The sequence below is a fragment of the Tabrizicola flagellatus genome (assembly GCF_046295235.1).
GTDB lineage: Bacteria > Pseudomonadota > Alphaproteobacteria > Rhodobacterales > Rhodobacteraceae > Tabrizicola > Tabrizicola flagellata_A.
This window is the reverse complement of sequence record NZ_JBKBLV010000014.1, coordinates 38417-51895: the sequence shown is the minus strand read 5'-3', so window position 1 is coordinate 51895 and position 13479 is coordinate 38417. Positions and strand designations below refer to the sequence as shown.

Below are 13479 nucleotides of genomic sequence, written 5' to 3'. Positions count from 1 at the left end.
TTGCAATGAAATCGTTCAAGATTCTTCTGCTGATCGTGGTCCTTGCCGGGGCCGGGGGCGGGTTGGCCTGGTGGTGGCGCCACCAGGAGCTTTTCCCGTCGACCGACGACGCCTATGTCGGCGCCAATGTGCTGACGGTGGCGGCGCGCGTCGGCGGCAGGGTCGGCGAGGTCGAGGTGCAGGAGCATCAGCATGTTCGCAAGGGCCAGGTGCTCTTGCGCCTGCAGGACGACATCCTGCGCGCGGAACTCGGTGCGGCGCAGGCCGCCTTCGAACAGGCTGCCCAGAGCGCTGGGGCGGGCGCGGCGCAGGTCGCCGCGGCCGAGGCGCAGCTCGCCCAGGCCGAGGCCGCGCTCGACCAGGCGCAGACCGCCTTCGACCGGGCCGAGACCTTGCATGCGCGCGGCGATCTGGCCCAGGCGGCACTGGACAATGCCCGCACGGCGCGCGACGGGGCGCAGGCGGCGCGCGACGCGGCTGCCGCGGCGCTGAAGGCCGCGCAGGATCAGCTGGGCGCGCAGGGCACCGAGAACGCCGCCGTGCGCGCCGCGATGGCGCTGCTGGAACAGGCGCGGATTGCTCTCGACGATGCGGTGCTGCGCAGCCCCGTCACCGGCTGGGTGGCCAATCTCTCGCTGCGGCCGGGCGCGATGGTTTCGGCCGGCCAGCCGCTGTTTTCCATCGTCGAGGACGGCGAGTGGTGGGTGGATGCGAATTTCAAGGAAACCGACATTGCCCGCCTGCGCCCCGGCCAGAAGGCCAGCGTCACCATCGACATGTATCCGGGGATGAGGCTCACGGGCCGGGTGGACAGCATCGGGGCGGGATCGGGGGCGGTCTTCTCGCTCTTGCCGCCGCAGAACGCGACCGGCAACTGGGTCAAGGTCACACAGCGTTTTCCGGTCCGCATCGCGCTGGACGCAGGCTCGGGCGATGCCACCATGCCCTTGCGCGTAGGCTCGTCCAGCACCGTCACCGTGGACACCACCGCAGCGCCCGCGCCATGACCGCCGCTGCCGCCGACACCGCCCCGGCCGACACCGCCGCGCCGCCCGCCGTGCGCTGGACGGTGATCCTGGCCGTGGTGCTGACGGCGGTGCTCGAGGTGCTCGACTCGACCATCGTCAACGTGGCGCTGCCGCATATCAAGGCGGCCTTCGGCATCACCTCGGACCAGACGGTCTGGATCCTGACCAGCTACATCGTCGCCTCGGTCGCCGTGATGCCGCTGACCGGGCTTTTCGTGCGCCGGTTCGGGCGGCGGCGGCTGATCACCTGGGCGATCCTCGCCTTTGCCGGCTTCTCGATGCTCTGCGGGCTGGCGCAGAACGTGCAGATGATGGTGGCCTTCCGCCTGGGCCAGGGGCTGGCGGGGGCCTTCCTGATCCCCCTGTCGCAGTCGATCCTGTTCGACGCCTTTCCCAAGGAAAAGCGCGGCCAGGCCATGGCCTTGTTCGGCCTCGGCGTGGTCGTGGCCCCGGTGCTGGGGCCGACGCTGGGGGCGCTCTTGACCGAATATTTCAGCTGGCGCGCCGTGTTCTACGTCAACCTGCCGGTTGCCGCCTTCGCCCTGATGATGATGGCGGGCGAACTGCCGCATGAGGACGTGCGGCGCGTCCATATCGACTGGCTCGGCCTTGCGCTGATGGTCACGGCGATCGGCGCGGTGCAGATGGTGCTGGACCTGGGCGAGACGCGCGACTGGTTCGCCTCGCGCCTGATCCAGGTTGCCGCGCTGGTCGCGCTGTTCGCGGGCACCGTCTTCGTCGCGCGCGGCTGGCGGATGCGGGACGGGATCATCGACTTCGCGCTTCTGCGCGACCGCAGTTTCGCCGCCGCGAACGCGACGATGCTGGGCTTCGGGCTTGCCATGTTCGGCACGATCGCGGTGCTGCCTCTCTTCGTGCAGGGGCTCTTGGGCTATCCGGTGGTGGATGCGGGCCTTCTGTTCATGCCGCGGGGCCTTGCCGCCGGGGCCTCGATGGTGCTGACCGGGGCGGTGCTGATGGGCCGGGTCGATCCGCGCGTCCTTCTGGTGCTGGGGCTGTGCGCGCTGGGCCTTGGCAATCTGGGCCTTGCGCGGTTGAACCTCGACGCCGGCTTCTGGGACATCGCGCTGCCCGGCATGGTCTCGGGCCTTGGCATGGGACTCTTTTTCGTGCCCATGTCCACGCTGGCCTTCCAGAACGTAGGGCGCGACCGGCAGGACGAGGCCTCGGGCATCTACGGCGTCGCACGATCCATCGGGTCGTCGGTGGGCATCGCCGTGGTGGGCTGGCAGGTGGCCACCCGCACCCAGTTCCACTGGAGCGTCCTCGTGCAGGACATCACCCCGTTCCGCCCCGAGGTCGCGGCCTGGCTGGCGCCGCTGGGGTTATCCCCGACCGACCCGGCGGCGGCCGCGCAGCTGTCGGGCGTGATCGCCCGGCAGGCGCAGATGCTGGCCTTCCAGGACGCCTTCGCGTTGACCGGCTGGGCGGCCTTCGCCATGCTGCCCTTCGTGGCGCTGATGCAGAAGCCGAAGACCGGCGCCAAGGCAGGGATGGCGCATTGACCGCGACACAGGACTTCCGGGCGCGCGTGGTCGTGCCGCTGATCGTGGCGCTGGCCATGCTGATGGAGACGACGGACGCCACCGTGCTGGCCACCGCGCTGCCGGTCCTGTCGAAAGACCTGTCGGTCCCCGTCCTGTCCCTGAAACTGGCGCTGTCCACCTACCTGATCGCCTTCGCGGCGATGGTGCCGGTGTCGGGCTGGCTGGCCGACAGCTTCGGGGCGCGACGGGTCTTCGTCGCGGCGATGGTGGTGTTCCTGACCGGATCAGCCCTTTGCGCCGCGCAATCGACGCTCACGGGGCTGGTCCTGTCGCGCGCGGTGCAGGGCGCGGGCGGCGCGATGATGGTGCCGGTGGGCCGTCTGATCGTGCTGCGCGGCGTGGCCAAGGACGAGATGGTGCAGGCGCTGGCCTGGATCACGGTGCCTGCGCTGATGGGTCCGGCGCTGGGGCCGCTCGTGGGCGCGACCGTAACCCAGACGTTGGGCTGGCGCTGGATCTTCCTCGTCAACCTGCCAATCGGTCTGATCGCCATTGCGCTGGCCGTGGCGCTGATTCCGCGCCTGCCGCCCGAGCCGGTCGCGCCCCTCGACCGCACCGGCTTCGTCCTTTCCGCCCTCGGCCTCGGCGCCGGGCTGTTCGGCCTGTCCTGCCTCGGCGAACATCTGGTCTCGACGCCCGTCGCCCTCGGGGCCATGGCGGCGGGTCTGGCGGTGATGGCGCTCTACACGATCCGCGCGCGGGGGCGAAGCGATGCGCTGGTCGATCCGCGTCTGTTCCGGCATCACACCTTTACCGTCGGCATCGTCTCGGGCACGATCTTCCGCATGAGCGGCGGGGCGGCGGCCTTCCTCCTGCCGCTCCTGTTCCAGGTCGGGCTGGGGCTGTCGATCCTGGTCTCTGGCCTGCTCAGCGGGCTCTTCGCGCTGGGAGGGTTGACGATGCGCGCCCTTGCGCCGCGGATTCTCGACCGTTTCGGCTTTCGCCGCACGCTGATCGCGGGCACGCTGGTCAGCACGGCGGCCTTCCTCGGCCTCGGCACGATCCAGAGCGTGAACTACGCGGTCATCGTGCCGCTGGTGATCCTGGCGGGCTTCGCGCAGGCGCTGGTGTTCACGGGGCTGAACGGCATCGTCTTCGTCGATGCGACGGAGGAGGAGATGGGCCGCGCCACCGGCCTTTCCGCAGTCTCGCAGCAGGTGGGGCTGACGGCGGGCATCTCGCTCTCGGCCTTCGTGCTGCAGATGGGCGGCAATCCCGCCCCCGAAGCCCCGCCGCAACTGGCACATTTCCCGGCCGCCTTCTGGGCCATGGCGGCCGTCCTGATGATCGCCGCGCTCAGCCTGACCGCGCTGCGCAAGGGCGAGGCCGCGGCGCTGCGGCACCGGGCCGAGCATGCCCACCGCCAGCACGACAGGGTGTGATCCGATGGCCCGTCCTGCAACGCCCACTTTGGTCATTCTGTTTCTGACGGGATGCGCGCCGCCGGGCGTGTCGTTCCTCGCCCCCGGCGGGCCGGCGGCGCAATCGGAACTGTCGCATTTCGTGACGATCACGCTGATTGCGCTGATCGCCATCCTGCCGGTCTTCGTCCTGGTCCCGGTCCTTCTGTGGCGCTACCGCTTTCGCGGCGGACGCGGGCGCTATGCGCCGCGCTGGGACGAATCCCGCGCGCTGGAACTGTTGATGTGGGGCATCCCCTTCGCAATCGTGGGCTTCCTCGGCTTCCAGCTGGTGCGCAACGCCTTCGACCTCGATCCCTACCGGCCGATCGATCCCGGCACCGCGCCGCTGCGCGTGCAGGCGGTCGCGCTGAACTGGAAATGGCTGTTCATCCTGCCCGATCAGGGCGTGGCCACCGTCGATCACCTGACGGTGCCACGGGGCGTGCCGGTCGAATTCCGCCTGACCTCGGACAGCGTGATGCAGTCCTTCATGGTCAGCGCGCTGGCCGGGCAGATCTACGCCATGCCGGGCATGGAGACGCGGCAATTCCTGCGCGCCGATGCGGCCGGCGACTACGTCGGGCGCAACACGCAATACAACGGCCCAGGTTTCGCCGGACAGAGCTTCGTGCTGAGCGCCGTCGAACCCGCAGCCTTCGAGGCCTGGGTGGCCGATCTTCGCGCCGGCGGCGGCACCCTCGATGCGGCGGCCTATGCCGTCCTTGCCGCGCCATCGACCGGCGCGGCCGCTGCTGCGGCACTTGACCGGCCGCTGCCGCTCGGCTTCGCAACCGTCGAGCCGGGTCTCTACGAGGGGATCCTGCACCGCTACATGGCCCCCACCGGCGTCGCGGCGTCCGACCAGCCGGGTGCGCCCGCCTTCGCCGGGGCCATGGCCGGGCATGACCATGGAGGAGCCGCGCCATGACCGATCTGCTCGGCCGCCTGTCCTGGGAGGCGCTGCCCTTCGCCAAGGCGCTGGCCGACCCCACGGCCAGCAACCTGATCGGCGCCGGCGCGGCGGGACTGGTCGTCGTGGCCGCCGTCGCGGTGCTGGCCGGCCTGGTCCTGACGCGCAGCCTCGGGCCGCTCTGGTCGGACTGGCTGACCAGTCTCGACCACAAGCGGATCGGGGTGATGTACGTCGTCCTGGCGCTGGTCATGCTGGCCCGAGCCGTGATCGAAGGTGCCCTGATGCGCCTGCACCACGCCTTCGCGCTGGACGGCGGCGGGTTCCTCAGCGCCAACCACTATGCCGAGCTGTTCTCGACCCACGGCACGATCATGATCTTCTTCGTGGCGATGCCCTTCGTCACCGGGATCATCAACATCGTCATGCCCCTGCAGATCGGCGCGCGGGACGTGAGCTTTCCGCTCCTCAATTCCATCAGCCTCGGGCTGACGGCGGCGGGGGCGGCGCTGATGATGATCTCGCTGGTGGTGGGCGAGTTCTCGACCGGCGGGTGGAGCGGCTATCCCCCCTATACCGGCATCGTCTTCAGCCCCGGGGTCGGACCCGACTACTGGATCTGGGCAATCGCCATATCGTCGGTGGGCACGACGCTGTCGGGCATCAACTTCGCCGCCACCATCTACAAGGAACGCGGGCCAGGCATGACCTTCATGCGCATGCCGATGTTCGTCTGGACCGTGCTGTGCTCCGCGATCCTGATGATCTTCGCCCTGCCGCCGATCACCGCCGCGACGATCATGCTGGCGCTCGACCGCTATGCCGAGTTCCGCTTCTTCACCAACGATCTCGGCGGCAACATGATGAACTTCGCCAACCTCTTCTGGCTGTTCGGCCATCCCGAGGTCTATCTGCTGGTGCTGCCGGCCTATGGCGTGTTCTCCGAGGTGTTCTCGACCTTCTCGGGCAAGCGGCTCTACGGCTACCGCTCACTGGTCTGGGCGACCATGGCGATCGCGGTGCTGGCCTTCACCGTCTGGGTGCACCACTTCTTCACCATGGGCGGCAGCCCCTTCCTGAACGCCGTCTTCGGCGCGGCGACGCTCTTGATCGCGGTGCCGACGGGGGTGAAGGTCTACGACTGGATGGCCACCCTGTTCCGCGGCCGCATCCGGTTCGGGGTGCCGATGATCTACGGGATCGGCTTCCTGTTCCTCTTCGTGATCGGCGGGCTGACCGGGATCCAGCTGGCCAATCCGACGATCAGCTTCCAGGTGCACAACACCCTGTTCCTGGTCGCGCATTTCCACAACGTGCTGGTGCCGGGGGTGCTGTTCGGGATGCTGGCGGGCTACAGCTTCTGGTTCCCCAAGGTCTTCGGCTTTCGCCTCGACGAACGCTGGGGCACCATCGCTGCACTGTGCTGGATCGTCGGCTTCTCGCTGGTGTTCCTGCCGCTCTATGCCGTGGGACTGATGGGCATGATGCGGCGCACCTATGCCTACGACATCGCGGCCTATCAGCCCTGGATGATCGTCTCGGCCCTCGGCGGCGGGCTGGTGCTCGCGGCGGTGGCGGCGCTGGCCGTGCAGCTTGCCGTCTCGATCAGGAACCGCGCGGCGCTGGCCGTTCCGGCGGGCGACCCCTGGGACGGGCGCAGCCTCGAATGGTCGATCCCCGCCCCGACGCCCGAATGGAACTTCGCCCTGTTGCCGCAGGTCGAGGACCGCGACGACTTCACCCGGCTGAAGGAGACCGGCCGGCTCGATCCCGAAGCCCCGAGCTACGAGGACATCGAACTGCCGCAGAACAGCGCGCAGGGCATGGGTTATGCCGTCTTCGGTACGATGCTTGGTTTCGGCCTCGTCTGGCACATCTGGTGGCTGGCGGCGGCATCGCTTGTCGCCTGCATCGCGCTGATGATCGGGCGCAGCTTCCAGGTCGGGACCACGCGCATTGTCCCGGCCGAGGAGATCGCCCGCGCCGACCAAGCCCTCCGCGCGCTGCGTGCGGCCACGCCGCCAATCGGCCGGATGGAGGAAACGGGTCCCCAGAACCGAGGCCGCGCGCTGGTGGAGGCCGCGGCATGACCGACCGCGCGCCCCTGCATCCCGGCCTGAACCTCGGCCCGCGCCACGGCGCGGCGCATGAGAAGGCGGAAACCGTCCTGTTCGGCTTCTGGGTCTTCCTGATGTCGGACCTGATCCTGTTCGGGCTGTTCCTCGGCACCTATGCCTCTATGGCCAATCCGATGGGCCGGGCGGGCGGACCGGGTCCGCAGGAGCTGTTCAGCCTGGCCTCCGTCGCCGCGCAGACCGGGCTTCTTCTGGCGTCGAGCTACGCGATGGGCATGGCCGGCATCGCGCTGAAACACCGGCCGGAGCGGCTGGTGCCCTGGACGCTTGCGGCGCTGGTGCTGGCGCTGGGCTTTCTCGTGCTGGAACTGCGTGACCTGTCGGGCATGGTCGCAGCCGGCGCCGGGCCCGCGCGCAGCGGCTGGCTGTCGTCCTTCTTCGCGCTGGTCGGACTGCACGGGCTGCATGTGGCGGCCGCATGTATCTGGGCCGTGGTGATGCTGGCGCAGCTGCGCATTTTCGGGCCCACAGATGCCGTCAAGACCCGGTTCCTGCGGCTGGCGCTGTTCTGGCATTTCCTCGACATCGTGTGGATCGGGATCTTCTCGGTCGTCTTCCTGGGGGGCCTGGCATGATCCGCGACGACATTGAGAACGGGGACGAGGAACGCCGCGAGGCGCGGTCCTCCCGCACCGGCCTGGTTCTCGCGGCTCTGCTGTCGGCACTGCCCTTCGCGCTGGTCTGGACGGGCGCGCTTCCGCGGGCGGCGGTCCTTGTGGTGATCGGGGTCGCAGCGCTGGTGCAGGTGGTGGTGCAGTTCAGGTATTTCCTGCACATCGACCTCAGCCGGCAGAAACGCGAGGATCTGCAGCTGATCCTGTTCTCGGCCCTGGTCCTTCTGATCGTGGTCGGCGGCACCGTCTGGGTGCTCGGCGATCTCGGCCAGCGGATGATGCCGGGGATGACGGGGCCATAGGCCGTCGCCTCCCGAACGGTCGGCTTAGGACGGACAGGGCCTAGCTTGCAGGCCCCAACAGGACGCTCCTGTCGCCCGACGCCACCCGGATCAGCTGCGAGACTGCCGGAACTGCCGAACGGGCAATCCCGTCGTCGGCAACCGCAATGGTCAGGAAGCCAAGCGGTCGCTGCAGGCTCTCGCCCTCCACCGCGCCGAACAGGATGGGGTGCGTCATGCCGGCCGCTTCGACCGTATGGCCCGAGGCAAAGACGCGCAGAACCTCACGCGAAGCACCGTCCGGGCCGGGGCGGATCATGGTCAGCACCGGATAGGCGCCGTCGTTCAGTCGGGGCAGGACCGGGAGCGCCTCGGGGCCAGAGGCGGGCGACAGGAAGGTTCCAAGGGCCGAGGACAAGGGAGGCGGCACGCGCCAGCCCTCGGCAGCGAGCAGGGCCTGCAGGGCTGCCGGGTCTCCGGCCCATTGCAGGACAAAGGGTTCTTCCGTCTCGCCCAGAAGGTCGATGCGCCGCAAGGGCAGCGTCGCCCAGTCCCCGGCCAGCCAGTCCGCGCGCGGGATCGCCTGCACCGGGGCGGCGACCGGAGCATAGCGGGCCAGCGCCTCCGGGAGGGTCGTGGCGGCATGCCAGAGGCCGAAGCCCGCGAAGACGGCCATCGCCGCGCCAAGGGTGCCGCCGGCGACCGGCTTCGGGTCGGCCCGGCGAAAGGCCAGCGCGAAGATCAGCGTCAGACCCGCGCCCAGCAGCATCCCCCCCGCCACATCCGAGGGCCAATGCGCGGCCAGATAGATGCGCGACGCGGCAATGAGGGCGACCAGCGCGGCCAGTAACCCGGCCAGCCGCAAGCCCCAGGGCTGTGCCAGGCCGCGCCATGAGAACCAGATCAGGAGGCCGAACAGCGCCGCCGCGCCGGTCGCGTGCCCGCTGGGAAATCCGAAGACCTGGGCTCCCTCGTAAAGCGCGGTCGGGCGCGGGATGGCGAATGCCAGCTTCATCGCCGTGGCAAAGGCGGTCGACAGCCCCATCGCAACCGCCACCCCCGCTGCCAGATGCCAGCGGCGGCGGATCAGAAGCCACAGCACCGCAGCCGCCGTCGCTGCCATGATCACCGGCGCATCGCCCAGGTTGGTGACGAAGGCCATCGCCTCATCCCCCGGTTCGCTGCGCAGCCCTGTCACTGCCCGGCTCAGCGCCGCATCGGCCCGGGCAAGGCCCGCGCGGTCGGCGACCTCCTCGGCCAGTCCCGCCAGCGCCAGCGCGACGAGGACAAGCGGCAGGCCGAGAAGGATCATCGGGCGCAGGTCGTCATCGGGGCTCAGAACCGCCAGCGCCGCGCGCCGCCAGGGCGTGGCCGGAAGGGTGCGCAGGCGCGCGGCAGTTCGGGCACGCAGCCCATCCGCCCGAGGTAGAAGCCAGCGCAACAGCATCCGCAGCAGAAACAGCGAAGCCACGACTGCGACGATCAGGCCCAAGGCAAGCACAAGAAGCCGCGCGCTGACATGTCCGACCAGCCCCAGACCCAGGCCGGCCAGCGCCCCCGGCAGCACATGCGCCGGCGCCCAGAGCAGGGCCGAGCCGATGTTGGCCGCAAGGAAGCGCCGAGCCGGCATTCCCGAGGCGCCGGCAACGACCGGCACGATTGCACGGACGCCCGGCGTGAAGCGCGCGATCAGGATGCTCTTGCCGCCATGGCGGTCGAAGAACCGCTGCCCGTCCGCGATGAGCCGGGGGTGACGGCTGAAAGGCCAGAGTCCGGCGATCCTTTCGCGCCAGCGATGGCCCACCCACCACGAAAAGCCGTCCCCCGCGATTGCCCCCAGGGCCGCCGCGATCAGCACCGGCCAGAGCGGCAGATGCCCCATGCCGATCATCGCGCTCAGCCCCAGAAGGATCGCCGTGCCGGGGATGAAGGCGCCGACGACGACCAGGGATTCCGAGGCGGCAAGAAGAAAGACCAGCACGGCCGCCAGATTCGCGTGCTGTTCCAAGAAGGCCGTGAAGGCCGGGGCGATCTGGCTCATGCCTTCGAGGCCCCGATCGGTTCCGCCCCGGTGAAGGCGTTCGGCCGCGCCGGCGTCAGCGCCCCGAGCGAGACATAGACGCGCAAGAGGTCGTCGGCACTCATGCCCGGCACGGGGGCGACGCTGGCCTCGGGCACCAGCACCAGACCCCCGGACATCGGCAGGGGCGAGGTCGGCAGATAGACCATCACCCGCCGGTCGCCGCCGGGCCTGTCATAGACCTGCGTGCTTGCCTGAAGCGCCAGGACATCGGCCCCTCCGGCGCCTCCGAACCGCACCACGACCACGCGCATCGCCTTGATCTCGTCGCCGCTGCCGCCTGCCATGAGGCGGAAGACCTGCGCCACCGGGCGATAGACCAGCCGCAGAAGCGGCACGCGCGAGAACAGAGCGTCAAGCCAGGCCTCGATCCCCTTGCGCGCCCGGCCTCGGACCAGCACCCCGAGTGCCCAGATTCCGGCTAGGACGGCCAGAAGGCCAAGCAGGAAGGCGACGATGCCGTGGTTCTGCCCGACCAAGGCCGAACCTGCGCGGGCCAACAACTCGCCTGCCCAGGTGCCGGGTCCGAAGGCCCCAGCAAGACGGGCCATGATCCATTGCAGGATCATCAGCGTCAGGATCAGCGGCGCCAGAACCGCCAATCCGGTCAGGAAGCTGCCGATCACGCCGCTGTGCCAGATCCGTTTCAGAAGGCCCACCACCGCGTATTCCTTTTCCGTTGCCGCAAATTCATCTGCCTAACATAAAGATCGACGACGGGCATGCCCAAGAAAAACGGACCACTCATGGCCAACGACCCCGGAGATTCTGCCTACAGTTCGGGCTCCTGGCCCCGCGTGCGGGCGGCACTGCCCTATGTCCTTGCGGCAGGACTTTTCGCCGTGGGCCTCTGGGCGCTCTACCGGCTGCTGGCACCGGTCAACCTGGCCGAAGTCGCGGCGCAGGTGCGGGCGACACCCTGGACCACCCTGGCGCTGGCGCTGACGGCCACGCTCTGCGGCTATCTCGCGCTTGCGGGCTACGACTGGTCGGCCCTTCGCCACATCGGCAAGCCGCTGCCCGTCCCTGTGGTGCTCACCGGCGGGCTGATGGCCTATGCCTTCGGCAACACGATCGGGCTGACCGCCCTTTCGGGCGGCGCGGTGCGCTGGAGGGTCTATTCGGGCCTCGGGCTTGACGGCTATGACGTGGCGGCCGTCTCCACCTTCGCGTCGGTGGCCTTCGGGGTGGCGGCAACCGTCGTGGGCCTCGGCGCGCTGGCGCTGCATCCGGACGCGCTGGCCCCGGTCCTGCCCTTCGCGCCTGCCACGATCCGGCTCGCGGCCATCGGCACGATCCTCGCCATCGTCCTGCCGCTGGTCTGGGCCTCGGCCTCGGGGCGCAGCCTGACAGTAGGCCGCTTCACGATCCGCGCGCCCTCGTTGCCGATCCTGGGCATGCAGGTGCTGATTAGCCTGGGCGACATCGGATTTTCCGGGCTGACGCTCTACCTTCTGCTGCCGACCGCCGATCTCGGCTTCCTGACGTTCCTTGCGGTTTTCGCGGCGGCCACGATGGCGGGCATCGTCAGCCACGTTCCGGGCGGCATCGGCGTGTTCGAGACCGTCGTGATCGTTGCCATGCCCGCCGGCACGCCGGTGGACAAGGTGGCGGCGGCGCTCTTGCTCTACCGTCTGGTCTATTACCTTGTCCCCTTCGTGCTGGCGCTGATCCTGCTCGCGCTCTACGAGGCCTGGCACGCGACCGGCGCGCGGGTGCGCACCACGGCCTTCGGCCGCGCCATGGCCGCGATGGACCCCGCCCTGCGTGCGGTCGCACCGCTTGCGCCGCTGGTGCTGGCGGTCATGGTCTTCGGCTCCGGCCTGTGGATGAGCCTGTCGGCCCTGATCCCGCCCACGACCGAAGCAGCGGAAGTGGCAGAGGCGCTGTTCCCGCTGGCCTTCGTCGAAGGCTCGGCGCTTCTGTCCTCGGCGCTCGGCGCCGGACTCATCGTGCTTGCGCTGGGGATCATGCGACGCAGTCTCGGGGCCTATTGGCTGACGCTTGCGGCGATGGCAGCCGGGGTTCTGGTGGCACTGCTCCACGGCCTCGACTGGGAGCGGCCCGGCTTCCTCGCGCTGGCCGTCCTGATCCTCTTGCCATTCCGGCGCGCGTTTCACCGCCGGACCAGGCTGACCCATGCCGCGCTGGGCCCCGGCTGGATCGTTCTGGTCTCCACCACCATCGCCGCCTTCAGCTTTGTGCTCTTCTTCGCCCACAAGGGCACGCCCTATGCGAACGAGCTCTGGTGGCAGTTCGCGGTGGACGAGCGTGCGCCGCGCGCGCTGCGGGCGGGGCTGGTGGCCAGCCTGATCGTCGGGCTGGCTGCGTTCTGGATGCTGTTGCACGCGCCGCGACATCGTTTTGCGCTGCCGGAGGCCGGCGAGCTTTCCCGCGCCGCTTCGGTCGCCGAGGCCAGCGACCGGCCGGATGCGGGCTTCGCCCTGACCGGCGACAAGGCGCTGATCTTTTCGGACGACGGGGGCGGCTTGGTGATGTACGGTGTCGCGGGCCGGTCCTGGATCGCCTACGGCGGCCCGGTTGGCCCTGGCGAGGCCGCTGCCGAAGCAGCGCTGGCCTTCGTGGATGCCGCCCGGCAGGCGGGAGCACGGCCGGTGTTCTACGAAGTGGGGGTCGAGGACGTACCCCTGTTGCTGGAACTGGGCCTTGTCCTGCACAAGATGGGCGAGGAGGCGGTGGTGGATCTGACCGGCTTTTCCCTCGACGGGCCCGAGCGCAAGAAGCTGCGGGCGGCTCACGCCCGGGCGGGGCGCGACGGCCTCACGCTCGACATCGTGCAGCCCCCGCACGATCCGGCGCTGATCGCCGAACTGCGCACCATCTCGGACGACTGGCTGAGGGCCAAACACTCGCGCGAGAAGGGCTTTTCGGTCGGACGTTTCGACCCGGCCTGGCTGGACCGCTGGCCGCTCGCGCTGGTGCGCCACCAGGGCCGCATCGTCGCCTTCGCCAACATCCTGACCACGCACACCCGCGCCATGGCCACCATCGACCTGATGCGCCATGTCGACGCGGCCCCCGGCACGACGATGGAATTCCTGTTCACCGAGCTCATGCTGCAACTCAAGGCGCAGGGCTACCGCGACTTCTCGCTGGGCATGGCGCCCCTGTCCGGACTGGCGCCCGAGCGCAGCCGCCGGCTGTGGGACCGCTTCGGCGCGCTGATCTACCGCCACGGTGGCAACTTCTACAACTTCGAGGGCCTACGCGCCTTCAAGGACAAGTTCCACCCCGACTGGCGACCGCGCTACCTGGCCGCGCCCTCGGCGCTGCCGCCGCTCCTGACGCTCGCCGATGCGGCCCGGCTGATCGGGGGAAGAGGGTACCGGCCGGTTGATCCTCACCCTGCGGGGGCGGCTGAGCGGTTACATCGCCGCCGTCCCGGTCGCAGCATGACGTGACCGCTCTTGAACCTTCGGCAACGGCAAGTAACTGATCA

Annotated in this window: 10 protein-coding genes; 8 read left to right on the top strand and 2 right to left on the bottom strand. The window is 69.5% G+C overall.

Translation table 11 applies throughout. The features are described 5' to 3' along the window. Nucleotides 1–5: 5 nt before the first annotated feature. From ACK4IU_RS08105 to cyoD, 7 genes are read left to right on the top strand one after another with little or no spacing between them, the layout of a single operon-like run. Nucleotides 6–1007, top strand: a complete 1002-nt coding sequence (locus ACK4IU_RS08105; protein WP_409733538.1) for an HlyD family secretion protein — start codon at nt 6–8, stop codon at nt 1005–1007. Further along, nucleotides 1004–2554 carry a DHA2 family efflux MFS transporter permease subunit gene (locus ACK4IU_RS08100; RefSeq protein WP_409733535.1) on the top strand — a complete coding sequence of 517 codons (1551 nt, stop codon included), beginning with the start codon at nt 1004–1006 and terminating at the stop codon, nt 2552–2554. Before ACK4IU_RS08105 ends, ACK4IU_RS08100 begins: the two co-directional genes overlap by 4 nt. Next, nucleotides 2551–3978, top strand: a complete 1428-nt coding sequence (locus ACK4IU_RS08095; protein WP_409733532.1) for an MFS transporter — start codon at nt 2551–2553, stop codon at nt 3976–3978. Before ACK4IU_RS08100 ends, ACK4IU_RS08095 begins: the two co-directional genes overlap by 4 nt. A 4-nt stretch (nt 3979–3982) precedes the next feature. After that, nucleotides 3983–4927, top strand: a complete 945-nt coding sequence (locus tag ACK4IU_RS08090) for a cytochrome ubiquinol oxidase subunit II (protein ID WP_409733529.1) — start codon at nt 3983–3985, stop codon at nt 4925–4927. Then, nucleotides 4924–6999, top strand: coding sequence for a cbb3-type cytochrome c oxidase subunit I (locus ACK4IU_RS08085; RefSeq protein WP_409733526.1), 2076 nt, complete (start codon nt 4924–4926; stop codon nt 6997–6999). Before ACK4IU_RS08090 ends, ACK4IU_RS08085 begins: the two co-directional genes overlap by 4 nt. Continuing rightward, nucleotides 6996–7619, top strand: coding sequence for a cytochrome c oxidase subunit 3 (locus ACK4IU_RS08080; protein WP_409733523.1), 624 nt, complete (start codon nt 6996–6998; stop codon nt 7617–7619). Before ACK4IU_RS08085 ends, ACK4IU_RS08080 begins: the two co-directional genes overlap by 4 nt. Further along, the gene (cyoD, locus tag ACK4IU_RS08075; RefSeq protein WP_409733520.1) at nt 7616–7960 is read left to right on the top strand and encodes a cytochrome o ubiquinol oxidase subunit IV; all 345 of its coding nucleotides are present in this window, start codon (nt 7616–7618) and stop codon (nt 7958–7960) included. Before ACK4IU_RS08080 ends, cyoD begins: the two co-directional genes overlap by 4 nt. A 40-nt stretch (nt 7961–8000) precedes the next feature. Here the strand turns inward: cyoD and ACK4IU_RS08070 are convergent, their stop codons facing one another. Next, complete coding sequence (locus ACK4IU_RS08070) at nt 8001–9980, bottom strand: VTT domain-containing protein (RefSeq protein ID WP_409733517.1); 1980 nt, start codon at nt 9978–9980, stop codon at nt 8001–8003. Beyond that, nucleotides 9977–10678, bottom strand: a complete 702-nt coding sequence (locus tag ACK4IU_RS08065) for a DUF502 domain-containing protein (RefSeq protein WP_409733514.1) — start codon at nt 10676–10678, stop codon at nt 9977–9979. Before ACK4IU_RS08065 ends, ACK4IU_RS08070 begins: the two co-directional genes overlap by 4 nt. A 63-nt stretch (nt 10679–10741) precedes the next feature. Between ACK4IU_RS08065 and mprF the strand changes: the two genes are divergently transcribed. Beyond that, nucleotides 10742–13441, top strand: a complete 2700-nt coding sequence (gene mprF / locus ACK4IU_RS08060; RefSeq protein ID WP_409733511.1) for a bifunctional lysylphosphatidylglycerol flippase/synthetase MprF — start codon at nt 10742–10744, stop codon at nt 13439–13441. The last annotated feature ends 38 nt before the right edge of the window (nt 13442–13479 follow it).